The sequence below is a fragment of the Oceanobacillus sojae genome (assembly GCF_900162665.1).
Classification (GTDB): Bacteria; Bacillota; Bacilli; order Bacillales; family Amphibacillaceae; genus Oceanobacillus; species Oceanobacillus sojae_A.
Genome location: NZ_LT727813.1, coordinates 104,308 through 127,792, shown reverse-complemented (window position 1 = coordinate 127,792; position 23,485 = coordinate 104,308). Strand labels below are relative to the sequence as shown.

The window sequence follows — 23,485 nt, the reverse complement described above, 5'->3', positions numbered from 1 at the left end:
TAAAATGCCACGTACACCAGAAGAGAATAATCGTATTCGCCAAGCATCCAAAGAAAAAATTAGAGCTGCAGCTATGGAGTTATTTATGAAACAGGGATATTACGCTACTTCTATAAGCGATATAGCTAAACAAGGGGAGATTTCGAAAGGTTTGCTCTATAACTATTACAAAGGAAAAGAAGAGCTGCTTGCTGAAATGGTAGAGACAAGAATCAGAGAAGTGGTTGAAGTCATGGAAGAAGCAACCACTTTAGAGACTGCTAGTGAACAGCTTGAATATATAGTCAATGGCGCCATTGATAACATTTATCAAAATCCGGAAGTTCATCGGTTCTATCTTCATTTGCAAACTCAGCCAGAAGCTGATGAAGAGTTGATAAAATACAGTTATCTCATTATTGAAGAAAATGCCAGGCAATTCGAGTTTCAATGTGAAATATTTGAAAGAATGGGAACAAATGAGCCGAGGAAACGGTCGCTATATTTTTCGTCCGTGCTTCAAGGCAGCATGCTGATGATATCTACCTATCCGCAGAAGTTTCCCATTGAAGAGATAAAAGCACAAATTATTCATGAATTTTGCAAAAGAACTGTTAACTGATTTTAATTTACATGAAAACAAACATGTAATCAAACTCTCCAAAAGTATGAAATCCGCATTGCAATTTATTATTCAGCTGCGAAAGAGTATCAAAAGAAGATGTATGCTGAAGGCATTCCAGCAACGATATTTGGAGTTCAAGATGTTCAAAAAGAGAACGAACGATTAGTGAAACTTAGAGTGAAGTTTACCATGGAACCGCCAGAAATGGGGGAAGTTACAATAGCTGTCTTCGACGATACATGCGGCAATTTTATTCAGATCGCTCAGCAGAACTCATGACGAAAATGTGATGCATGAGAAGTTGTGAAAGCAGCTTTTTATTATCAGAAAAAATATTAATAGAATAGAGGTGCAATGTATGGGGTTAGAAATTTACCAATTAAGTAAGTCATTTGGGGAAACGATAGCTGTTAAAAATCTTAGCTTCTCTTTGAAAAAGGGGGAGGTACTTGGACTTCTTGGAAGAAACGGAGCGGGCAAGACAACTACAATTAAAATGTTGCTATGCTTATTATCACCGGATCGAGGGGAAATGACGTGGGAAGGAAAAAGGCTTGATCAGGCAAATGTCTCAATCGGCTATCTTCCTGAAGAAAGGGGACTTTATCCGAAAACGAAGATTGTCACACAACTTCGTTATTTTGGTGAGCTTGAAGGTATGAGCCGCAAACAAGTTGATGAGGCAATTGATCATTGGCTTGAAAAACTTGAAATAACCGAATATAAAACAAAAAAAGCAAATGAATTATCAAAAGGAAACCAGCAAAAAATTCAATTAATTGCAACATTGTTACACGATCCGGAATTGATTATTTTAGACGAACCATTCAGTGGCTTAGATCCAGTAAATGCCAATCTGTTATCCTTGATTATTGAAGAGCAAATAAAAGCAGGAAAAACCGTCATTCTGTCGAGTCATCGAATGGAGCAAGTTGAAAGCTTTTGCGAGCATATTTGTTTAATGAAAAAAGGAGAAGCGATCGTTAAAGGGAGATTGGATCAAATTAAACAAGATTACGGCTTCCCTAATTTAACGATTTCGAACAGTGAAGCTGTTGAAGCTGCACTTCATGATTGGAAAATATCTTTTGAAAAAGAACAAGCGGACATCGTCGTGAAAGTGACGGATGATAAAGAAGCGATTCAACTTCTCAACCGATTCGAGGAACGCTCGATCCCCATTCGCAATTTCAGGATGCTAGAGCCGACATTAAATGAAATCTTTATTGAAAAGGTAGGATAATATGGGGAAATTTATGACCGTTTTTAAGTTTCATTTGAAAGACGGATTGACTTCGAAGTCATTTATCTTCGGTAATCTAATTACAATTGTAATTGTACTTGGGATTTTTGGCTTTAGTCATTTTTCGTCGAACGGGTCAAAGGATGAAGTCGCATTCATTAATCCAACGTCCTACAAAACAAATATCGATCAGCTAAATAAAGGCCTGAACTCGGTAAAACTGTTTTTACAAGAAGAAGGCGATATGGCGCAATTAAAGAAACAAGTTAGAGACGGGGAGCTCGATGGCATTATCGAAATGAAAGAAAAGAACGGTTTACCCGCATTGACGTACACGTATAAATCTTTTGCTGATCAAGAGCTAGTGTCCATCCTAACTCAAAAAATCCAACAAGTAGGGATCAATAAAACAATTGCGGATTCGAACGTTAACCCGGAGGTTGCGGCTAAACTGGTAACACCCGTTTCAGTAGAAAACAAAGCATTAAAAGATACGACTGGAACAGTGGGGATCGTTTATATTTTTGTTATCCTAATGTATTTGTTAATCCTCGGTCAAGGTCAAATGATTGCAAATACCATTACTGCCGAAAAGGCATCACGTGTTATGGAAATCATGATACCGAAAGTAAAGCCAATCTATATGATGTATGGAAAAATTCTTGTACAGTTAGTCACGGGACTAGTGCAAATTGTTATCATGCTTCTAGGCTTTCTTGCAAGTTACTCCTTAGGTTGGATTGATGGGAAACAATTTTCATTTTTCGGCTTTGATATTGATCTAAGCAATTTAACCGGAATCGTGGTTGCTTCCTTTATCATTTATTTTATTCTCGGCTATCTATTATATGCGATTGGATATGCAGCAGTCGGTGCTGTCGTAAGCCGAACGGAAGACTTAAGTTCAGTTTCTTTCCCGATTATTATGTGCATCATGGTTGCTTTTTTTATCGGAATAAGCTCCATCTTTAACTCTGTATCAACACTTGTTGTTGTTAGCTCCTATATCCCAATTACATCACCGATTGTGACATTTTCAAGAATCGTATCCGGCGAAGCGGGCTATGCGGAGATGGGCATTACCATCGTCATTCTTCTAGCTAGCATTGCAATCATTAACCACTTGGCAAGTAGAATTTACGTGAACGGCGTCATGAATTACAGCGGAAAAGTGAAATTTAAAGATGTTATTCAAATGGCACAAAAACATTAAAATAAGCCATTTTACTAGTCTAAAATATTGGTTAAATGAAAAGAATATTCAAATCAGCATGGATGGAAAGGGGCGTGCACTAGATAATATTATTATCAAACGTTTTTGGCGAAACATAAAGTACGAGGAGGTTTGCTTAAAAGAATACGAGACTCCAAGGGAAACAAGGAAAAATATAAGGGACTATATAGATTTTTACAATCACGAACGTCCCCATCAGTCATTAAACTATAAAACACCAGCATCTATTTATTTCGGGTAGGTGGATTGCCGGTTGTCCACCACCATTGACCTTGCTTTTGCCCGTGTTCATTGAGCCCACGCAGGATACCCAAAAAATAGCCTGAAGGGGCTGATTCTGCTTTAAATTGTAACACGGACAAATCGATTCTAAGCATTCGCTGGCGGGGCCCCGCCCCCCTTATATCGCCTGCTAAGAATCGGGCGCGGCGGTCAACGGCAAGCAGCTGTCGCTGAGGCTGGCTCTAACATCGAAAAAGTGGTTCCCATTTTCAGTGAGGCAAGTACTCGCTTTAACCGTGAAAAGGTAAAGACACAATCTATTAACCTACCTTATTATTTAAAAAAGTATTGTCTTGACATTGGGGTCCACTTTAGTATTTGAAATAGCATCTATACCAGTTTAAGAAGTAATATGATTATTAAGTGGAGAAAAAGAAATGAGGAGAAGCTAATGACTATTCGAATTTTAAATGAGTCTGATGCTCAATTATACCAAGAATTACGTTTAAGTGCATTAAAAATCAACCCTGAAGCATTTGGCTCAACTTATGAGAGAGAGGCTAAGTTCACTCTTGAAACTGTAGCAGAACGATTAAAACTAAACGATAACAAATTTGTCTTGGGTGCTTTTGAGGATAGAAATTTATTAGTGGGAATTGTGACTTTTGTGCGTGAAAGTAGTCTTAAAACTGCTCACAAAGGGAATGTTTTCGGAATGTTTGTGAAGCCAGAAATGCGAGGACAAGGATTAGGGAAGTTGCTCTTGCTTGAACTGTTAAAAAAGGCAAAAGATTGCATCGGCTTGGAACAAATTAATTTAACAGTGATATCCAATAATGAGCCTGCGAAGAATCTATACAGATCCATAGGATTCCAAAATTACGGAGTAGAAAAGAATGCTTTAAAAGATAACGGGAAGTATTTTGACGAAGATTTAATGGTTTTAAAAATTTAATTTTATTCTAGCGGAGGGTGTTATTTTGACAAGAATAATGGAAGCTCATATTTTGAAGGTTTCCTTTGAATTTTACACTTTATTAACACTACAGTTTAACATCTAGAAAAAGAGGTGAATGATGATTTGCTATCTAAACCTAGTAAAATAAAAACACTTTTTCTTTTAATGGTTTGTGTATTTATCGCTACGGCTGCATTTGGGTTAATTATCCCGATATTGCCCGACTTTATGGGAAAATTTAATACAAACGGACAAATGATGGGATTACTAGTAGCTACATACGGTATTATTCAGCTTTTTTTATCTCCAATTGCTGGACGTTTTGCTGATCGCTATGGTCGAAAAAGAATTATAGAGATTGGTTTAATTTGTCTTACTTTATCTCAATTAGTCTTTGCTTTTTCAGTTCATTTTTGGTTGCTTTTTTTAGGGAGGTTTTTAACAGGTATTGCAGTATCACTTTTAATTCCCGGTGCTATGGCATGTATTATTGATATAACGACAGAGGAAGAACGTGCTAAGGGGCTAAGTTTCCTTAATGCTTCCATATCATTTGGTTTTGTCATAGGGCCTGGAATTGGAGGTTTTCTAACAACGTATGGTTTATATGTACCTTTTTATTTTGCAACTGTTTTATCTTTTGTTTCCTTTTTACTGTCCTTTTTTTTACTTCCTGAAACGTTAGAAAAAAAGACGGAGATGACGAAAGCGGACATCGTTTCACCCCAACCAATGGTACAGCAAATATTGCGCTCCATTCGGGTACCTTACGTTGTTCCGTTGCTTTTGGTATTTCTCTATAGTGTATCTTTATACATTTTTGAAGCAATTTTTGGACTGTTTGTTGACAAACAATTCGGCTATACGGCAAAGGATATTGCAATGGTAATTACAATTGCAGCATTTGTAAGTGTTATGGTGCAACTGTTATTAACGAATAAACTGGTTTCCCTCTTTGGTGAATCGAAGGTTATGAACGGAACAATGATAGCTGGTGGGGTTAGTTTTTTATTTCTCTTGTTCACCACACGCATTTGGAGTATCTTATTGCTGACTTGTTTACTATATACAGCAACTTCCATTCTGCGTCCAGTTATCAATACAGTACTATCCAAATTAGCTAATAATGAGCAAGGATTTATTGCGGGTATGAACAATGCATATGTAAGCCTAGGAAGTGTAGTAGGGCCTATATTAGGAGGAATTTTATTTGATATTAACACTTATTTCCCTTATGTAATAGGAGTATTAGCCTTTTTGGCTGGTACAGTGCTTTTAACATGGAAACATAGATCCCTTATATCAACATGATCTAAATCGTGAGAACAAACTATTTAATAATAACTAATGGGAGGATTTCAGTAATGTTCATGATAAAGAAGATAAAAAAGAAACAACCTTTTATAGATTAAAAGATGACGGACTTGTGAAAGCATATAGTCATCCGAATATTGATTTTGATCCTTTAGAGGAACAAGAACCTGATTATATAGAAGAAAAGGTGAAATTATTAGGAGTGATAGTATTGTCGAATTTTGAAGAAAATATAAAGGACATATTAAGACAAATAACTTCAAATCCATTAATTATTATGATGTGTGGTGTAGCGGGTTCAGGGAAGACGACATTCGCACAACGCTTGGAAACAGAAGGGTTTGTACGTCTTTCGATTGATGAAGAGATTTGGAAGGTTAATGGACGTTATGGAATAGACTATCCTGCTGAGAAATATGGCGATTATCAAGTTGAAGCTGAAAGAAGGCTTCAAAATCAATTGATACGTCTGATTCAGGATAAACGAAAGGTTGTGATTGATTTCAGTTTTTGGCAAAAAGCCAAACGAGATGGATACAAACAGCTAATTGAAAAAGCTGGTGGTGAGTGGAGACTTATTTATTTGAAAGTTAGTCCTGAAATTATTCGCAAACGGTTGGATATACGGAGTAAAAGATTTGATGCAAATGCAGCTTTTCCTATCACGGAAGATGCTTTAACTTCTTACTTAAACGGATTTGAAGTGCCTTCTTGCGAAGGGGAAGTAGTTATAGAGTCAATATGAAAAGTAATCTTAATAGGACAAATGAGTGTATCTTAAACACAGAAAATACAATAACCTTCAACAATCAAAAGATTGTTGAAGAAGAATAGTGGGCGTAGTGGTCAAACCTTTAGAGCTATAGTTGACAATCTTGTTTTTTTACATTATCGTTTTATAAAATGATAATGATATGGAGGTAATCCAATGAAAGGAAATGCTGATTTACTTCTTCATCCCGTGCGGATGCGAATTGTACAGCAATTGTTGCTAAACAAACCACTGACGATCGCTCAACTTGTGGAGATACTTGGAGATGTTCCTCAAGCTACGCTATATCGGCATATCAATCTTTTACTTGAGGCAAATTTAATTGAAGTGATTGAAACAAAAAAGGTGAAAGGAACAGAGGAGCGTAAATTCTCAGTCAAAATGGATAACTTGCAAATTCCTGAAGGCGAAATTGAAACGATCTCACAGGAAGATCATATCCGTCATTTTTCCGTATTTCACGGTAATTTACTTCAATTAGCAACGTCTTATTTGGCGAATACGTCCCCTGAACAGTATGAACAAGAAGGGTTTAGCTATGCGTATGTACCTTTGCATTTGTCAGATGAGGAATTCCAGGAGCTTACTCAGTCCATTCAACAGGAGATTGAGAAGGTGTTCAACAACAAATTAACACCTGAACGAACCACGCGAATTTTTGGGAGTATGTTTATTCCACAAAAACCACCAAAAGAGTAAGGGGGACAACAGATGCATTATGGGTATCACATTGAAATTGATGAAATTGGAGCTTGGTTACCATTACTTTTGCCTATCTTAATCCTACATCTGATCTTATTTTCTGTGGCATTAGTGGATTTATTAAAAAGAGATCAAAGTACGGATTATAAATGGCTTTGGGGTGCTGTGATTATACTGGTTAACATCATTGGTCCCATTTTATATTTTGTCTTGGGAAGGAGGCAACGCTCAGATGCACCTACTTCAAGTAAGTCAACTCCAAAAAAAGTACGGAAATCATGAAGTTGTTCAAAATGTTGATTTTCATATTAATCAAGGAGAATGTGTGGCTCTTCTCGGTCCGAACGGAGCAGGTAAAACAACGATCATTAAAATGATACTAGATATAAACAAACTTACAGGCGGAAAAATCTTGCTTAACGGAAAACGCCATGACCAAATGCGTAAATTTATTGGGTATTTACCACAACACCCTACTTTTTATCCATGGATGACGGGAAGAGAATTGCTTATATTTATGGGCGGACTTTCAAATATAGAAAGGGATATTTTGGAAGAAAGGATCAACGAATTGCTGAAGTTGGTTGGACTGAGTGAGGTAGAAAATCAGCTTATTGGTACCTATTCGGGAGGGATGAAGCAAAGGTTAGGTATTGCACAGGCACTTATCCATCAACCAAAATTACTGATTATGGACGAACCAGTTTCTGCATTGGATCCATTAGGACGCAGGGATATATTGGAATTGCTTAAAGTGATCAAACAGAAATCGACGATTCTTTTTTCAACACATATTTTGCATGATGCCGAAGAACTTTGTGATAAGATGCTGATCATCAACAAAGGACAATTACTTGTTAACGGATCCATTCATCAAATTATTGAACAGACTCAAAAACCAATCTTTATCATTCAGGCACCTCGATTAAGCGAGTGGACACACCAACTTATGAATGAAGACCTTATTGAATCTATTGAGTTAACAGGAAATGCTGCCAAAGTACGAGTTAAAAATATCGAACAGGGAAGAGATTGGCTGTTAAGCCATATTTTAAAAGCACAGCTCCCAATTCAAAAGTTTGAATTAGTGCAAGAAAGCCTAGAAGAGATCTTCTTAAGGATGGTGAAGTCATCATGAATCGTTTCACAGTTCTGTTGCAGAAAGAGTGGCTTGATGCAAAAAGAAGCTATAAATTATTATGGTTGCCTGTCGTTTTTATGTTTTTGGGCATTCTCCAACCTTTATCGTCTTTTTATTTACCAGAAATTTTAAAAATGGCTGGTGGACTGCCTGATGGAATAACGATCACATTACCTGAGTTAACGGCTAGTGAAGTATTAGCTAGTGCCTTAACCGATCAATTTGACCAATTGGGCTTAATCGTGATTGTCATGGCAACGATGGGCATCATTGCATCAGATAAAAATAATGGCATGTTAGCGTTTATTCTGACGCGCAACACGACACTTGTTGAATATTTGCTAAGTAAGTTAGTAGGGCATGCTGTCATGATTGCAGGTTCCATATTCCTCGGATTTCTGACAGCAGTATTTTATACTTTTTATCTATATCAAGCTGTTTCCGTGGCCAGGATAGCAGCTGGGCTGGGGGTTTATTACATTTGGTGTCTGTTTATGTTGACCTTCGTAATCGCAATCGGCGCTTTATTGTCTAGAACACCGGCCATTGCATTGTTGTCTATTTTTGTTCTAATCTTTTTGAAAACTATTACATTGTTGGAGGGAGGATTTCAAATCCTAAATCCAGCACATTTATCAAATCAAGCTGTTAGCATCATAACGTCAGGGAATGTGTTACCGCACTTTTTCATCACCATGACGGTATCTGTATTACTCATTGTTTTCTGCTTAATATTTGCAACATCGTATTTATCCCGAAAGGAATTGCCTTCTATGTGATTTCCTTCATCGGGTCACTGGTTAAATAAACCATAGATGATTGGCTGTATAAATTGGAGGGGATACAAGATGGGTTTTCAAGTTGTGGCAGGTGATCGTGAGTTACGACTGAATATTTCGGGATGGACAGCGGCTTTAACTTTGAGGAAGGAGATCAAAATACCTTACACCTCCATTGAAGAAATTCGGGTGGGGAAATTTCATTTTCCATGGACTGCGGCTATTAAGAGAACTGGTATCACAACATCTGGCTATAAAGCTGGAATATTCATGATTGAAGATGAGAAATACTTTTTAGCCTATCATAACCAAAATGAAGTCGTCATGCTTCAATTGAAGGGTTGTGAGTTTGATCATGTTGTATTTGAAAGTGAAAACCCTAGACAATTGGTTCACGAAATGATGAGGAATTACCCTTCAATCAATCTAAGAGAAAACGCACAAAGGGAAGATGAAATATGATCGAAAACCTCTTTCTTATTCTAATTTTTACTGCATTATTGGGATCTGGGCTGATTGCAGGATTATTCTTTGCATTTTCGGCATTTGTCATGAAGGCTCTCTACCGGCTCCCTCCAGAGCAGGGAATTTCGGCTATGCAGTCCATAAATAATGTTGTGCTAAATCGACTATTCTTTACAGTGTTTATGGGGACATCTCTTGTTTGTATCCTGCTTGTGATTATTTCATTATTCAATTGGCAAGAACCGAATGCCATTTATATATTAGCTGGTAGTTTGTTTTATCTTCTGGGAAGCTTGCTGGTTACGGCGGTATGTAATGTCCCACTAAATGATGCATTAGCCAATATAAGAGCTACAGATGCAGAAAGTTTGGAGCTATGGAAAGATTACTATTTAAAATGGACAGCATGGAACCATGTTCGGACCATTTCAAGTTTAGCCTCATCAGCACTATTCGTCTTCGTTCTTTGGCGAATTTAGACCAAAATGGAATGGGGGATGAGGTTTCATATGAGTATCGTCAATTCTGATGATTGTTTCCTGCTAACTCTATACAGGGAAAATAATAGCGATATAACTAAAGTGACGAGTATTCTAGTAAAAGGAGCGATATTTATATGATAGAGTTTTCAACATTAGGAACATTTTTTGTGGTGGTTTTAGGTTTATTTTTGGTACCCGGTCCTGCGGTACTTTTAACTTTGTCCAGCACCATACGAGGAGGTAGAAAAACAGGGATTCTAACAGGGCTAGGTATTGCAACAGGTGATTTTATACATACAATGTTTGCTGTTTTGGGGCTGTCTGCTATTTTGATGACTTCAGCTGCTGCATTTAACCTTGTCAAATATGCTGGGGCAGTTTATTTGATTTATATGGGGCTTAAAGCTATTGCAGAAAAGCCCAATAAACAAGACCTTCCTTCCGTCTCAAAGTCATCAAACCTTCAATCATACAGACAAGCCGTTTTGGCAGAGGTATTGAATCCAAAAACGGCTATTTTCTTTTTAGCTTTTCTGCCTCAATTTGTCCATCCTGAAAAGGGCACTGCGATAGTTCAATTCTTATTGCTAGGTTTGATATTTGTGATTATGAGTTGTCTTTACACTACCTTGATTGCTATCAGTGTTCGACTCATTGGCCGTTTGATGAAGAGAACTGCCAAACTTGGACAATGGAGTGGAAAATTTGCAGGTTTGATTTATATATGGCTTGGTGTAAAAGTAGCTTTTCAACAGCGATAAAAAATCCGTATGTGATCATGCAAATTGCCTCTGGTCGCCATTATTGGCGGAGGAAAAGCGGGAATCAATACGCCTGAGGCTTCTGAAGAAAGAGGGCAGGCCAGCACAAATAGCTTATCGATTGAATGGCCGGTTGTTCTGGCTAGTGCTTTCTTTGTCCATTCTCCATTACTTGTCCGATCGTTTAGGAGTTTCCCAACGGATCGGACCCTGTGAATTGATGATCTACTTTTGTTGTATTTACGTGCTAATACGTCGACTACTTTTTCGGGGAATTTTACCACCGTATCGACCACGAACATAACAAACTCCCATATTCCTCCCGATCTAACCAAAATCCTGAAAGAGATCAATGAGATATAAAGTGAAACTTCATTCAGTGGGGGTTTTTTTCATCCCCCACTGAATAGTAAGGATCAAAGGCTAAATTCGCAACATCCTGTCGGCAGGCTCAAAGCACGACATCCTGTCGTTTCGCCCGCACTAGTACGTCCTGTACGTCGCAACGCCTTTGTGACCTTCGTCCAGCAGGCCTGAACCAATCGGGTATTTACTGGCAGTTGTCCCCCACTTACAATTCTCGTTTTCACCTCGAATTCTTGAAGTGGGGGGCTTACTGTCAGTTAATTCGGGATCAATCCGTTCTCTATACACTTTTCTACAGCCTGGTCACGATTGCTTACACCAAGTTTCGCGTACATTTCAGACGCATAGTTCCTAACTGTACCCTCCGATAAGTAAAGTCTGGCTGCAATGGTCTTATAACGCATACCCTTGGCTAAAAAGCGAATAATTTCAATTTCTCTAGATGTCAGTCCATAATCATTTTTGTCATGTTTACCACCTGAAGCATTTTGCTCCTGCAATTTTTCAAACACCTGATTAGCAATTTCATGGTAGATAATGGTATCTCCACGGTGAATGAAACGAAGGGTTTCAATGAGCTCTTTCGATTGAATGGACTTAAGTAAATACCCGTTTGCTCCTTTTTGTAGTGCCTCTACCGCTTGATCGATATTCTCAAAAGATGAAAGAATAACAACCTTGATCAGGGAATTCTTTTCCTTTATCGCTTCCATGGCTTCTATTCCATTCATATTTGGCATATTTACATCCATAAGCACGATATCGGGCTGGTTTAGGCTACATAATGATAAGGCATCCTCTCCAGATTCAGCTATACCGACAATTTGCAGTTGACTGTGACTCTCCAAAGTTGTCTTCAACCCATCCAAAATGCCAGGTTGATCATCTACTAAGATTATCTTGATCGTTTCGGTATTAGCTTCGCTGTTTCGTGGAATGGTGCAGATAATCACTGTTTCTTCCATACTGTCTGTATGTATGGATAAATTTCCTTGCAAGGCCTGCAATCTTTCTTTCATCGCACTTAAGCCAAAACCGAGCTCAATCTTTTTCTCCCGTTCCAATACACCATTGTCTTCAACTTGCAAGCGGAGCTCCAAGCTGTCGAAGTAAAGAGATACTTTGATTTCACTTGCTCGCCCATGTCTAACAGCGTTTGTTAATGCTTCCTGAATGCAACGAATGATTGTTAATTTAACTTCCTTGGATAAGCTGTATTCATCTCCAAAATATCGAAATTTAACAGAGGTTTCCGTACTTTCCATAAATTTGTTAATTAACTGTTTTACATATTGTACAAGAGGTAGATTCATTGCGGATGGTTCCAACTGATGTACAAGCTTTCGCATGTCTTTTAAACCGTCATGTGCCGCATTCAGTAAAACGTTTAGTTTACGTCTAGCCTTTTCATCCGTCAATGAAGAACGGATCGACTCCATTCCCATGATCATCGTTGTAAAGGTATGGCCGACTGTATCGTGTAATTCCCGTGATAAACGATTCCGTTCCTCCAACAATGTGAGTTGCTCCACCTGGTGTACATATTGTTCAAGCACACTGTTTTGCTTTCGTATGATTAAGCCTTGCTTATGGTTGGTTACAAGTAATTGAAAAGCATAGCCGAGTCCAAACGCTACACCATAATTCGACATTAAACGAAGAACGGTGTCGGCCAAAGTTTGATCGGTGACAATCCCGATGATAAAGGGAATGACCACAATAGCTAAAGGGCCAGACCAGAAATAGACTCTTAGGATACTGTAAAACCCTATCACAAAAGCAATCGGGATAAACTGCCATAATGCATCATGAAGAAGGAATGTCAAAAAAATGCAATAGCTTCCAGAAATGATGATCTCCGTAAGTATGAAGTATTTTCTAAAAAATTGCTGAATTAAAAATGGAATTGAAAAGACAATGAAGGGCAATCCAAACAGAATCCAAAACGGAAATGATAAAATATTATGAAATTCCCACAAGCCGATTAGGACAGAGAGTAACCAAATGGAGCGAACAGCAAATACCATCCAGTCATACCAGTACCACTTTTTGATGATGTCATACATAAGAGAACCCCGCTTATTTAATGATGTGACTATCACTATTTTACTACAAGTCATTATGAATATCAGTCATGAAAACAAATGACAAAATGTCACTATGCCTTATGACGTGAAGTATGGATAATGAAATAAGTATTGGACAGTGAGGAATCTAATGCTACTTCATTATTAAAAGAAAAGGTGGTTTTCTGTATGAAAATGCTTATCTTTAATTTTAAAAACTTTCTGTATTTGTTCCTTTGGTTTTTCATTGGCTTCTTATATTTCGCTTTTTATTTAATAAGCGTAACATTTTCCGTTGGAGTAAGTTTTACAGTTGTTGGTATTCCGATTTTAGCAGGAGTTTTTCGGACGATTCCTTTTTTTCTGGATTTGGATCGAAAAATAGCAGAAAAATATGCGCATATAAATATCCCTAGCTTAAAATGGGATCCACAAGATAAATTGACAAAGGAAATTTCAGACAAAAGAAATTGGTTTACTGTGGGGATCATGATTTTTCCAAGATTTATTCTAGGTTTCTTCACTTTTATTGCTGCTTTTGTCTGTTATTTACTGCCAATCGCTATGATTTTATCTCCTTATTTGTATAGATTATTTGATATGACCGTGATGATGATTGCGATTAATACATTACCACGTGCTATAGTAGCTTGCATAGCAGGAATCATTTTATTGTTATTGTTACCCCGTTTGGCGGAAAGAATTGTAAAGTGGGCAGGGAGTTATACAGAGAATATATTGGAAACGATTCGAAGCTGGCGATAAGCGTTTGATGATCGTATGTAATATAGGAGGACAAGGCTTTACTATATGTAGTGAATTTATCAAATGGAGATTAAAAAAATCTAAACCTCCGTTTCTCCCTTTAAAAAAGGATTTCATAAGGGGACATTAATTTTGCTTTTTTTAAGCTACGATATATCAAAAACATCTTGGATAATTATGAAACCATTATAGCATTAATGTCACAACAAACAGCATCTAGTACAAATATCAATTTTTATGCCCAACTGGTTGATTATCAGTTGGGCCTTATATTTTTTAAAAAAATAAGATCACTGATATTTTTGGCATTTTATAAAAAATCTTGTTGAAGGTTATGAAAGGGGAAATCATCACCCACCTTTGCGGTTGCGAAGGGAGAGGATATGCATGATAGAACCAGATCGTACCGAATGGCAAGTTCGCTGTGCATTTAATGCTTTTTGTAAACGTGTGTTGAAGAATGAAGCAATCAATATTTTTAATGAAAGAAAACAACGACAAGCAAAGGAGATGACATTTTCTGATCTCACCCCACAAGAAGAAAATCAACTCTATACCTTAGATAAGCAATATGAAGGAGAAGAAGGACAAAGTTTTCAAGTGGCTGGAAAGAAAATCACTCCGAAATTACTTGCTGAAGCCATGCGTACCTTGCCAAAGGAAAAGCGTATCACTGTCCTACTATACTATTTTTTTCAACTGTCTGATGTGGAAATTGGTCAACTACTCGACATTCCACGTAGTACAGTTCAGTATAGGCGGACAAGCTCTTTTGAACGGTTAAAGCGATTTTTGGAGGAACATGCAGATGAATGGGATGATTAATTCTAATATTGAAAACAACGAGCGTGGTTTATTGCCGTACCCAATTATTTTAGCTGCAAATAAGGGTGAGCCAGAAGCAATGAAAGTAGTTGTTTTGCATTATGGAAGCTACATGACAAGCTTATCTATGCGTAAGCTCCGTGATGAACAAGGAAATACTTATTGGGGCATCGATGAAGATACACGCGAACACTTACGAGCGAAGCTTATGCAATCTGTTTTAGCTTTCAAGATTTGATGAAATAATGGTTAGGTTTTCCCTTTCATTAATCATAATTTGATCTTTGACAAAGAAAGCATGGAAGATAACGCCATGCAGTATAAATAAAAAATCAGATACGTTTTACTGATGATGAGCCACTTGATTCATACGCCACGACTTTCGTTAGAAACGAGCGATAATCTATGAATCTAATGCAATCGTGGTGGATTGCTGGCGATAACTCATTAGTTAGGATAATGATACTCCCCTACCGTCATGGTTCGAGCGTTCAAAGCGTCGCAAACTATGAGTAGGGCTGGAAGAAATACTTGCAGGGGTGAAATTCCCGTGGAGCTGCACCAACAGCCGTCTGATTTTTTAATAGTATTAAATTATCGTTGTTTCTAGTATGTATTCTTCTGTTAGTGAAAGGGAGGTATATATAATGAAGGAACTGATTACAAAAGATGATTTAATTCAACTTGGGTATCCTAAATATACTTCGATACGAATTATTAGACAAGCCAAACAAATCATGGTACAAAAAGGGTATCCATTTTATAATAATAAACGCTTAGGGCGTGTACCAAAAATGACAGTCGAATCGATTCTAGGTTGTGAACTAGAATTGGAGGAAGACAGTCATGGCTAAAACCAAATATGTAGGGGTTTATATTGATAACAATGGTCAATATTTTTATGAAACGGAGTTAGGAACGGATCGCATTACTGGAAAACGACTCCGAAAAAAAGGACGTACGAACCAACAAGGAAGAAAGTTTACTTCTGCTTTGCAAGCTTATAAAGAATTGGTACGGGTGAAAAATGAATACCATCAAGCAAATGGTTATGGAAATTATCACATGACATATGGTCAATTCATGGACACTGTGTACATTCCAGCTTATGAAACCGAGGTGGAAGAAAGTACTTTTTACGTTCGCAAACGAACTTTAGAAAGTATGAGAGATCGTTTTACAAACATTGAGCTTCGTTCTTTAGCAGTAGAAGATGTCCAACGTTATCGAACCTGGTTACTTTCTGATAAAGGAGCTGGATATTCCCAAGCATATGCAAGTTTGGTATTTGGTATGTTTCGTAAAAGTCTGGATATGGCAGTTGATATGCAATATCTAGAAGTGAACGTGTCTAAAAAGGTGAAGGCTATCCCTAAAGGAAAAGCGGTTGTCCCATATTGGACAAAGAAAGAATTTGAAAAAGTTATCTCGGTTATTTGTCTGGATGACTTTTATGAACATTTATGTTTTGTGATGTTGTGGACGTATTTCATGACGGGGATACGGGTTAGTGAAGGAACGGCCTTGTGGTGGGATGATATAGATTTTAAAAACAAACGGCTTCGCGTTCATCACTCACTGTATTTAATAAATAAAAGCAATTGGAAACGAAAAGATTATACAAAAACAGAGGATGGTAAACGGATCATCTCTTTGGATGAGGATACGATACAAGTGTTGCAAGAATGGAAACAACGACAATCAAAAATAGGGATTGACGATTTTATTTTTAGTTATGATGGAGCGCCAATGATTAAATCGACGCTTGCTAGAATTATTCAACGTTATGCAAAACTTGCAGATGTTCATCGTATTCAAGCTAAAGGACTCCGACATTCGCATGCGTCTTATCTCATTAATGAATTTAATGTTTCTGTTTTGATTTTATCAAAGCGTATGGGACATTCGAGTCCAGAAATTACGTTAAAGCATTATTCACATATGTGGTCAGGTGTAGATGAACTAATTGCGGAAGAGATGACAGGTAACATTAATATACGAACAGCGGAAAAATCAAGTATATCATTTAATGGGAATCAAGCAGTAAAAAAATAAGTTCCGCCAGAATCCCCGCCAATACAATTTAAAGGTGTGATAAACGTTGATATAGCAATGTTTCGGCGTCACCTGCACACTTGAGTGGGAATAAGAATACAACTTAATTTGAAGAGGGAACGCCGATTTACAAGGGTTTTTCCTAATCTAATATGGATAAAATGATTAAAAAAAGATAGTTCCCTGCCAAAACCCTGCCAAAACCCTGCCAAAATAAATTGGTAGGGTTTTTTGTTTTTTCGTTGAATTTTGGTAGGGAACTTTTTAGTGATTATAAATAACTTTTATTTCTTGATTAAGTGGTATAAATTGCTAATAGCATTAGTAAAGCCAATCATTTATTTCTGATTGACTTTTGTTATTTTATACATTTTGTGGAGTTACAACTACTTACCAATAGGAGACCTTGCGATACCCATGGACTTTATTTCACTACCATAAAAATATTAGGCTCTACAACCTATTAAACCTTATTACATTAACTAATATCCATATTTTAAGATAATAAAAATAAAATAAAAGTAATACGAAATAAAGCGAACAAATCCGATTGTCGATAGTTAAACATTCGGGTTTTGTTCGCTTTAATTTTAATTAATCATTAATATATTTTGCTTTAGATTTATCCGTTATTTCTACATTTTCACTATCAAAAGCCGCCACGTTTACTTTATTTGTAGATGGTTCTACGTAGAATTCATAAAAATTTTCTGGTTCATCTTTGAAAATAATTTCTGCGTTATAGTTTCCTTGTTTTGAATCAAATACAATTTCTTTTTCTTTAATGAGGTCTTCATAATTGTTTTCAGTGATGTATGAATCTATTATTTCTGTACTTTCTTTTTTCTTATTATAGAAAAACATAAAAACTGTTCCTCCTATAAGTAGAACTAAAACAATAATTATTATGAGAATATTCCTAGCTTTTTTACTTTTAGTTATTGACATATAATGGTAGACTCCTTACAATTGGTATTAAATTCTAGTTGGAGGTGTTTAAAGTGTTTAAGAAGTTTATGTTTTTGATAACTATTGTTTTGGTTGGTTCATTGTTTATTTATTCTAACACATCATTTGCAAAAGAAGCAAACGATGAAGGTACGGATTTAAGTTTAGAAGATTACAATCAATTGGTAGATGAAGGGTTAATACCGGATGATATTACTTATGAAGAATGGGCTGAAGCGAATGACGAAGCTTTATTTGATGAATTAGAAGCACCGGATGTACTTCTTGATACTGGAGATTCTGATCTTTCTGGTATAGATACCTTTGCTGCTAAAAAGACTTTTACTTTAAAAAAAGGGGATATTTTAGTTAGTAATGGAACGTCTTCTAAAGGTTTAACTGGACATGCTGGAATAGCAATTAGTAACAGTCAGATTTTACATATTGCTGGTTCTGGTAAAAAACCACAGGTAGTAAGCGTGAATACATGGCAAAAAAATTATGGAATTATTAAAGGGCAACGTGATGGAAAAACTAATACAAAAGTGTATCGAGTGAATAATAGTAGTGCTGGTAAGGCTGGTACTTGGGCTTCAAATAATTATAAAGGGAAAAATTATAAATATGGGTTTACTGGAAGTAAAACTTCAAAAAATCCAACTTATTGTTCTAAAATTGTATGGCAAGCTTATAACGCTCAAGGTAAAGGTAAAAGCTTTACAGGAATAATTGGACCATACCAATTACCAAATAAAATCACTGGGGCAAAGGCTCTTGGTATAATGTAATTAATAATTATATCTTAAAATGAGAGAGTAGTAGAATTAAATCTATTACTCTCTTTTTTTATGCTTATTAAAATTAAATAAATTATTTAAATACTATTAGTTAATTTGCAATAAATTTTTGACCATTCCAACTGATTTTCAAAATGAATTACTCTTTTTTGCAATCTTATCTGTTACATAAAATTTGTTTTTAATAATATTAATAGCTTCATTAGTAGTGCTTATTTTATATTCAAGTAACATAAATGTTGGAACGCAAAAATGTAAGGCAAAATTATTAGCTTTCCATTTTTAATATTGAATGTAAAGATTATTTAAGTTTATAATTTGATTTCCATATTGTAATAAAACATGACAAAGTTCATGAGCGAAATCTAACCATTGTTCTTCTGGTGATAATCGGGAATCAATTATAATTTCAACTTTATATGTTCTACTTGAAATTTTTAAGAAAGTTAATTTAATGTTTAATTTTTATGCAATTTCTCTCATATTTAATTGGTTAGGAAAATGAATATCTAATTTTTGATAAAATTCTTTAATTGAATCTTCTAATAATGTAGTATGATGTTTCATCTTTTATCACTTCATGGAACGTTAGTTCTATTGTTGGGTATAAAAAAGCTCTAATAACAGAGCTTATTTATTTTTGTCTCTTTCTTGAGTGAAATCCCAAAAACGAATTAATTGCTGGATTAATAATCGTATTTGTAACTGCTTTTATATTATTTTCTTCTTCCTTTACCGTCATGCTCTAAACCTCTAAGGGAAACTTGGAAGCCTTGGGCATGGGCTCTTAATGAATTCACTAGGATTTAGTGCTATATATCCTTTTTTAATTAGTTTAACTGTATTTGCAGGTTCAGTAGAATTCGTTGCTGCGAATTTTTTAGTTGGTGCATTTCATCCAATTAATGTTCTTTTTTTAACTTTAATGATCAATGCACGACATCTATTTTATGGAATTTCAATGCTAGACAAGTATAAAGGATTAGGCAAAAAAAGTGGTATATGATTTTTGGGCTTTGTGATGAATCTTTTGCGATTAATAGCACGATAGATGTACCGAAAGATATTGATAAAGGATGGGTTATGTTTTTCGTGACGTTGCTTAACCACACCTATTGGGTATTAGGTGCAACTATTGGTGGTATTTTTGGTTCACTTATTACGTTTAATACAGAAGGACTTGAATTTGTGATGACAGCCCTTTTTATAGTTATTTTCCTTGATCAATGGATGAAAGAAGAAAAACACACAAGTGCAATCATCGGTGTTGGAGCTTCTATTGTTTGTCTTGTTATTTTTGGTGGAAACCATTTTATTATCCCCGCTATGATAGCAATTTTAGGACTTCTTACTTTATCAAGAAAATCTTTGGAGAAAGTGGAGGCTAGTACAGCATGACAATGAGTGTAATGGAACAAGTTATTATCATTAGCATGGTTGTTTTAGGAACTGTGCTTACAAGGTTTATTCCTTTTATATTATTTCCACCAGAAAAACCAACGCCAAAGTATGTGCAGTATCTCGGTAAAGTGCTTCCAGCAGCAGTCATTGGGCTTTTAGTGATTTATTGCTTTAGAAATGTAAGTTTTACCTCTGGAAGTCATGGTATACCTGAGCTAGTGGCTACGGGAATCATTGCCATCCTTCATTTTTGGAAGAAAAGTATGCTTCTTTCAATAGCAGGTGGAACGATTGCTTATATGTTTATGGTACAAACAGTCTTTTGATTACAATGAGAATGGTACAAGAGCTCTGTCAACTATAATTTTTTACTGCAACGATAAAAGAGAAATATAAACAATTTAAGGGAGTGGTAATAATGAAAAAAAGAATAGATGAACAACAAATTCACGAAAAACACTATGATCAGATTCTTGAGCAAGTAAAAAAAGACCCTTATGCTCAATCATTGGGAATTCAGTTAACCGAATTTAAAGCTGGATCAGCAATAGAAGTGCAAGATCATATGGTAAACGCATACGAAACTGTTCATGGAGCTATTATTTATGCTCTAGCAGACCATGCTTTTTCAGTTGCCTGTAATGCCTATGGAAAAACCTCTGTAGGACTCTCTACTACCATCCAATTTATTGAAGCAGCAAGACCTGGAGATAGATTGGTAGCAAGTGCAACTGAAATTAAATGTAACTACCGCACAGGTTTTTATCGGATTGATATCTATCATAAGGAAAATTTAATCGCTACCATGGAAGCAGTTTCCTACCGAAAAAACCACTATTTTATTGATATCAAAGATGGTATAGAGAATTAACTGAACATTTTAAATTAAATTCACTTGTTTAATGTTTTAAACAGCTATTTTTAAGGAGTTGAACTATTTCCAAATGAAACAAACATTATCCAATAAAGAAATATTATTCATTGGTTTGATGGTTTTTTCTCTTTTCTTTGGTGCAGGTAATTTAATCTTCCCACCTGAATTAGGGAAAAATGCAGGGGAATCTATTTGGCATGGTATGGGCAGTTTCCTTATATCAGGTATAGGTTTGCCTATATTGGGGCTGTTATCTATTGCATATGCAAGCAATACAGGTTCAGCAGAAGACTTAAGTAAAAAAATACACCCTGTCTTTGCTGTACTTTTAACTAGTATTACCTATTTATCTATCGGTCCTTTTTTTGCTGGTCCAAGAACTGGTGTGGTTTCATATGAAATAGCTATTGCACCTTTTCTACCTAATGACGGAAACTCTTTTTCGTTATTTATTTTTACTATTTTTTATTTTTTAATTGTGTATTTTTTAGCACTTCATCCTAGCAAATTTGTTGATCGTTTTGGAAAATTTGTAACGCCCTTCTTATTACTTATTTTATCTGTATTAATTATAGCAGCGATAGTCAAACCATTTAATGCACCAGAAACTCCTTTAAATGAGTATGCAGAACATCCATTTTTTAAGGGAATCACAGAGGGCTATTTAACAATGGATACGATTGTCTCTATCATTTTTGCTACCATCATCATAAATGCAATTAGAGACAGAGGCGTTTTTCAAAAAAAAGAATATTCAACATATCATATGGAAATCTAGCACGATTGCTCTAATCTGTTTAGGTTCTATCTATCTGGGTCTAGGGTACTTAGGGGCAACAAGCTCAACTTTTTCATTTACATCAGGAGCTTCTATTTTATCCGGTGCTTCACAAGAATACTTTGGTGTATTTGGCAATGTTATTTTGGGAATTGCAATTATATTAGCATGTATCCCGACTGGTGCAGGTCTGCTTTCATCCTGTGCACTTTATTTTCATAAAAAGGTTCCCAGAATTTCATACAAAGGGTTTCTTACTTTTTTTGTTCTATTTAGTGGAGTAGTAGCAAATGTGGGATTAGAGAAATTAATTGGCTTGTCTGTTCCCGTTTTAAATTTTATTTACCCTATTATTATTGTATTAATTATGTTGACCTTCCTAGATAAACTTTTCAATGGTCAGAAGTTTGTCTATAGAGGGGCTGTAATCTTTACAATGATTGTGAGCTTAAATGATGGCCTCATAGCCATCAATGAAAATTGGGATTTTATTTCTCCAATTATAAAACTGCCTTTAAGTGAAAGGGGGTTTGGTTGGATCTTACCTGCTTTATTAGGTGGAATATGTGGTTGGTTATTATCACTATTCAAAAAGGAATATCGGTATGGACATCTATTGTTGTATCTAGTTTGATTTTTACACTAGCGCATTATCAAGGTTCCTCAATAGCTGGAAAGTCATTTATACTGTATAGTTACATCTTCATAGGCAATATGCTTGTAGGCATTATTTGTGGATGGCAATTATTATAATAATGGCATCATTGCTGCAATACTGGTTCATATGTGCTTTCATTTAATTTTATATCCGTTTGAAGTTAAAGTTCTAAAAAGTCAACAGAATAATTTATCAAAACTTATGGTTAAGTGATACGTTCAAAAAAATAAAAGAGTTCCACTTTTTTTAGGGCACTAAAATCTGCTTGATTTAAGTTTTTCCGGGTTTGTCAAATAAAGTGTGTAAGTTCCTATACACTTAAGGTACTTTAACACTCTATCTTTCAGTTCATCATGAAAAAGTTGGTTCATAACCATTGACCAATTTTGAATATGACGACCGCCCACCCCACTTGGATTCTAGTTCTCAGATTCGTAAATATAATACTTTTAACAGAGCGTTCTCGTTAGGGAATGCTTCTTTTTTTGTTACTTTTCGGAAACTGGAATGGACGTTTTCTACTGAGTTCGTGGTGTACATTACTCTCCGAATGGCACTTCCATAATCATAAAGCTGCTCCACATGGTTAAAATTCCTTCTCCATACATCGAGCGTTCCTTGATATGCTGCCCACTGTTGTTTAAAGGATTCAAATTCACCTTTCAAAAAGGACTCAAAAAATCGGCCCAAATATTTCTTTTAGTGCATTTTGCATGTTTTCCGCGGCCTTTGGTTGGTAGTTTTCTAGAATTTGTTTTGCCAATTCAGCTGATTTCTCTTCTCGCTTTGATTTAGACAATAGAATAACTTCCCAATCATATATATTTATTTTAACAATAAAAAAACTAAACTTCGTAGTAAGAGCTGTACGCTCTTTTAACTTACACAGTTTAGTTTACACTCCCACTTACACACTTTATTTGACAAATACAATTGGTATAATTATCTTTTGTTATTTACGAATATACTTGATTTAGCTATTGAACTGGATGTTTAAAAGCTGTCTTAATTCGGATTCATTTCTTATGTCAATTGAACGCTTTCGGAGTTCAATTGCTAACATCTTAATAAAAACTATGTCAAGATTTAATTCTTTTGCTTTAAAATAAGCTTCGATAAGTAGTTTATCACCTAGATTCTCCATGATTCACCCTAATCTCCTTACATTCTGTAAAAGTCATAAACAATGAGAGTATACATGAAAAGTTATGGAAGTTAAAATAATATGCTCGTTAATTCATTGAAAATAAGATTAAATATGAACTTTTATCGAAC

General features: G+C 35.8%; 30 protein-coding genes and 3 pseudogenes. 27 read left to right on the top strand and 6 right to left on the bottom strand.

Annotated elements, in window-relative coordinates:
* Positions 1-4 precede the first annotated feature (4 nt).
* The 16 genes and pseudogenes from BN1068_RS17950 to BN1068_RS23440 all read left to right on the top strand — a co-directional run bounded on the left by BN1068_RS17950 (position 5) and on the right by BN1068_RS23440 (position 10,893).
* On the top strand, positions 5-601 hold the full coding sequence (locus BN1068_RS17950; RefSeq protein WP_077604232.1) for a TetR/AcrR family transcriptional regulator: 597 nt from the start codon (positions 5-7) through the stop codon (positions 599-601).
* A 51-nt stretch (positions 602-652) separates the two neighbouring features.
* Positions 653-883 (top strand): VOC family protein, encoded by a 231-nt coding sequence (locus tag BN1068_RS24085; protein ID WP_368483306.1) that lies wholly within the window; start codon positions 653-655, stop codon positions 881-883.
* Between the two features lie 79 nt (positions 884-962).
* On the top strand, positions 963-1,847 hold the full coding sequence (locus tag BN1068_RS17940) for an ABC transporter ATP-binding protein (RefSeq protein ID WP_077604231.1): 885 nt from the start codon (positions 963-965) through the stop codon (positions 1,845-1,847).
* Between the two features lies 1 nt (position 1,848).
* Positions 1,849-3,060, top strand: coding sequence for an ABC transporter permease (locus tag BN1068_RS17935; protein WP_077604230.1), 1,212 nt, complete (start codon positions 1,849-1,851; stop codon positions 3,058-3,060).
* 4 nt (positions 3,061-3,064) lie between these two features.
* Positions 3,065-3,322 (top strand): annotated as a pseudogene (locus BN1068_RS17930) (integrase core domain-containing protein); the annotation flags it as partial.
* Positions 3,323-3,754: 432 nt separating this feature from the next.
* On the top strand, positions 3,755-4,258 hold the full coding sequence (locus tag BN1068_RS17925; RefSeq protein ID WP_077604228.1) for a GNAT family N-acetyltransferase: 504 nt from the start codon (positions 3,755-3,757) through the stop codon (positions 4,256-4,258).
* 126 nt (positions 4,259-4,384) lie between these two features.
* Positions 4,385-5,572, top strand: a complete 1,188-nt coding sequence (locus BN1068_RS17920; protein ID WP_254846828.1) for an MFS transporter — start codon at positions 4,385-4,387, stop codon at positions 5,570-5,572.
* Positions 5,573-5,852: 280 nt separating this feature from the next.
* Positions 5,853-6,320, top strand: coding sequence for a P-loop nucleotide/nucleoside kinase family protein (locus tag BN1068_RS17915; RefSeq protein ID WP_077706831.1), 468 nt, complete (start codon positions 5,853-5,855; stop codon positions 6,318-6,320).
* Positions 6,321-6,503: 183 nt separating this feature from the next.
* Positions 6,504-7,046 (top strand): helix-turn-helix domain-containing protein, encoded by a 543-nt coding sequence (locus BN1068_RS17910; RefSeq protein ID WP_077604227.1) that lies wholly within the window; start codon positions 6,504-6,506, stop codon positions 7,044-7,046.
* A gap of 12 nt (positions 7,047-7,058) precedes the next feature.
* Positions 7,059-7,331, top strand: a complete 273-nt coding sequence (locus BN1068_RS17905) for a PLD nuclease N-terminal domain-containing protein (RefSeq protein ID WP_139344885.1) — start codon at positions 7,059-7,061, stop codon at positions 7,329-7,331.
* The gene (locus tag BN1068_RS17900; protein ID WP_077604226.1) at positions 7,282-8,187 is read left to right on the top strand and encodes an ABC transporter ATP-binding protein; all 906 of its coding nucleotides are present in this window, start codon (positions 7,282-7,284) and stop codon (positions 8,185-8,187) included. Before BN1068_RS17905 ends, BN1068_RS17900 begins: the two co-directional genes overlap by 50 nt.
* Positions 8,184-8,969 carry an ABC transporter permease gene (locus tag BN1068_RS17895; protein ID WP_077604225.1) on the top strand — a complete coding sequence of 262 codons (786 nt, stop codon included), beginning with the start codon at positions 8,184-8,186 and terminating at the stop codon, positions 8,967-8,969. Before BN1068_RS17900 ends, BN1068_RS17895 begins: the two co-directional genes overlap by 4 nt.
* Before the next feature lie 69 nt (positions 8,970-9,038).
* The gene (locus tag BN1068_RS17890) at positions 9,039-9,431 is read left to right on the top strand and encodes a PH domain-containing protein (RefSeq protein ID WP_077702595.1); all 393 of its coding nucleotides are present in this window, start codon (positions 9,039-9,041) and stop codon (positions 9,429-9,431) included.
* Positions 9,428-9,913 carry an anthrone oxygenase family protein gene (locus BN1068_RS17885; protein WP_077604223.1) on the top strand — a complete coding sequence of 162 codons (486 nt, stop codon included), beginning with the start codon at positions 9,428-9,430 and terminating at the stop codon, positions 9,911-9,913. Before BN1068_RS17890 ends, BN1068_RS17885 begins: the two co-directional genes overlap by 4 nt.
* A gap of 137 nt (positions 9,914-10,050) precedes the next feature.
* Positions 10,051-10,677, top strand: a complete 627-nt coding sequence (locus BN1068_RS17880) for a LysE family translocator (RefSeq protein WP_077604222.1) — start codon at positions 10,051-10,053, stop codon at positions 10,675-10,677.
* A 24-nt stretch (positions 10,678-10,701) separates the two neighbouring features.
* Entirely contained in the window at positions 10,702-10,893 is a 192-nt protein-coding gene (locus tag BN1068_RS23440; protein ID WP_139344884.1) for a hypothetical protein, read from the top strand.
* A gap of 407 nt (positions 10,894-11,300) precedes the next feature.
* On the opposite strand, the gene BN1068_RS17870 is transcribed toward BN1068_RS23440, so the two are convergent.
* Entirely contained in the window at positions 11,301-13,109 is a 1,809-nt protein-coding gene (locus tag BN1068_RS17870; protein ID WP_175637196.1) for a helix-turn-helix transcriptional regulator, read from the bottom strand.
* Between the two features lie 189 nt (positions 13,110-13,298).
* Here BN1068_RS17870 and BN1068_RS17865 point away from each other — a divergent pair, with 189 nt between their 5' ends.
* From BN1068_RS17865 to BN1068_RS17845, 5 genes are all read left to right on the top strand, one after another.
* Positions 13,299-13,874 (top strand): sensor domain-containing protein, encoded by a 576-nt coding sequence (locus tag BN1068_RS17865; RefSeq protein ID WP_077604219.1) that lies wholly within the window; start codon positions 13,299-13,301, stop codon positions 13,872-13,874.
* A 387-nt stretch (positions 13,875-14,261) separates the two neighbouring features.
* A complete protein-coding gene (locus tag BN1068_RS17860; RefSeq protein WP_077604218.1) occupies positions 14,262-14,699 on the top strand; it encodes an RNA polymerase sigma factor in 438 nt (145 codons plus the stop codon).
* Positions 14,683-14,937 (top strand): helix-turn-helix domain-containing protein, encoded by a 255-nt coding sequence (locus BN1068_RS17855; RefSeq protein ID WP_077604217.1) that lies wholly within the window; start codon positions 14,683-14,685, stop codon positions 14,935-14,937. The genes BN1068_RS17860 and BN1068_RS17855 overlap by 17 nt, the downstream gene beginning before the upstream one ends.
* Before the next feature lie 409 nt (positions 14,938-15,346).
* Positions 15,347-15,553, top strand: a complete 207-nt coding sequence (locus BN1068_RS17850; RefSeq protein WP_077604216.1) for a DUF3173 domain-containing protein — start codon at positions 15,347-15,349, stop codon at positions 15,551-15,553.
* Positions 15,546-16,754: a tyrosine-type recombinase/integrase gene (locus BN1068_RS17845; protein WP_077604215.1), complete on the top strand. Its 1,209-nt coding sequence runs from the start codon at positions 15,546-15,548 to the stop codon at positions 16,752-16,754. The genes BN1068_RS17850 and BN1068_RS17845 overlap by 8 nt, the downstream gene beginning before the upstream one ends.
* A 594-nt stretch (positions 16,755-17,348) precedes the next feature.
* Here the strand turns inward: BN1068_RS17845 and BN1068_RS17840 are convergent.
* Positions 17,349-17,702: a DUF3139 domain-containing protein gene (locus BN1068_RS17840; protein ID WP_077604214.1), complete on the bottom strand. Its 354-nt coding sequence runs from the start codon at positions 17,700-17,702 to the stop codon at positions 17,349-17,351.
* Positions 17,703-17,755: 53 nt separating this feature from the next.
* Here BN1068_RS17840 and BN1068_RS17835 point away from each other — a divergent pair, with 53 nt between their 5' ends.
* Entirely contained in the window at positions 17,756-18,490 is a 735-nt protein-coding gene (locus BN1068_RS17835) for a YiiX/YebB-like N1pC/P60 family cysteine hydrolase (protein WP_077604213.1), read from the top strand.
* 291 nt (positions 18,491-18,781) lie between these two features.
* Here the strand turns inward: BN1068_RS17835 and BN1068_RS24360 are convergent, their stop codons facing one another.
* Positions 18,782-18,901, bottom strand: coding sequence for an ImmA/IrrE family metallo-endopeptidase (locus BN1068_RS24360; protein WP_368483305.1), 120 nt, complete (start codon positions 18,899-18,901; stop codon positions 18,782-18,784).
* Positions 18,902-19,286: 385 nt separating this feature from the next.
* Between BN1068_RS24360 and BN1068_RS17825 the strand changes: the two are divergent.
* The 5 genes and pseudogenes from BN1068_RS17825 to BN1068_RS24075 form a co-directional block, all read left to right on the top strand.
* Positions 19,287-19,897: pseudogene (locus BN1068_RS17825) on the top strand (AzlC family ABC transporter permease); the annotation flags it as partial.
* Complete coding sequence (locus BN1068_RS17820) at positions 19,894-20,226, top strand: branched-chain amino acid transporter permease (protein ID WP_077604212.1); 333 nt, start codon at positions 19,894-19,896, stop codon at positions 20,224-20,226. The pseudogene BN1068_RS17825 and the gene BN1068_RS17820, both read left to right, overlap by 4 nt.
* Positions 20,227-20,318: 92 nt before the next feature.
* The gene (locus tag BN1068_RS17815) at positions 20,319-20,771 is read left to right on the top strand and encodes a PaaI family thioesterase (RefSeq protein ID WP_077604211.1); all 453 of its coding nucleotides are present in this window, start codon (positions 20,319-20,321) and stop codon (positions 20,769-20,771) included.
* A gap of 73 nt (positions 20,772-20,844) precedes the next feature.
* Entirely contained in the window at positions 20,845-21,552 is a 708-nt protein-coding gene (brnQ, locus tag BN1068_RS24080; protein ID WP_254846827.1) for a branched-chain amino acid transport system II carrier protein, read from the top strand.
* Positions 21,488-22,186 (top strand): branched-chain amino acid transport system II carrier protein, encoded by a 699-nt coding sequence (locus tag BN1068_RS24075; RefSeq protein ID WP_254846826.1) that lies wholly within the window; start codon positions 21,488-21,490, stop codon positions 22,184-22,186. Before brnQ ends, BN1068_RS24075 begins: the two co-directional genes overlap by 65 nt.
* Before the next feature lie 278 nt (positions 22,187-22,464).
* Here BN1068_RS24075 and BN1068_RS23435 read toward each other — a convergent pair.
* From BN1068_RS23435 to sda, 3 genes and pseudogenes are all read right to left on the bottom strand, one after another.
* Positions 22,465-22,864 (bottom strand): annotated as a pseudogene (locus BN1068_RS23435) (transposase); the annotation flags it as partial.
* A 19-nt stretch (positions 22,865-22,883) separates the two neighbouring features.
* Positions 22,884-23,009, bottom strand: a complete 126-nt coding sequence (locus BN1068_RS24210) for a hypothetical protein (protein ID WP_303046901.1) — start codon at positions 23,007-23,009, stop codon at positions 22,884-22,886.
* Between the two features lie 174 nt (positions 23,010-23,183).
* Positions 23,184-23,354, bottom strand: coding sequence for a sporulation histidine kinase inhibitor Sda (sda, locus tag BN1068_RS17800; protein WP_077604210.1), 171 nt, complete (start codon positions 23,352-23,354; stop codon positions 23,184-23,186).
* Positions 23,355-23,485 lie beyond the last annotated feature (131 nt).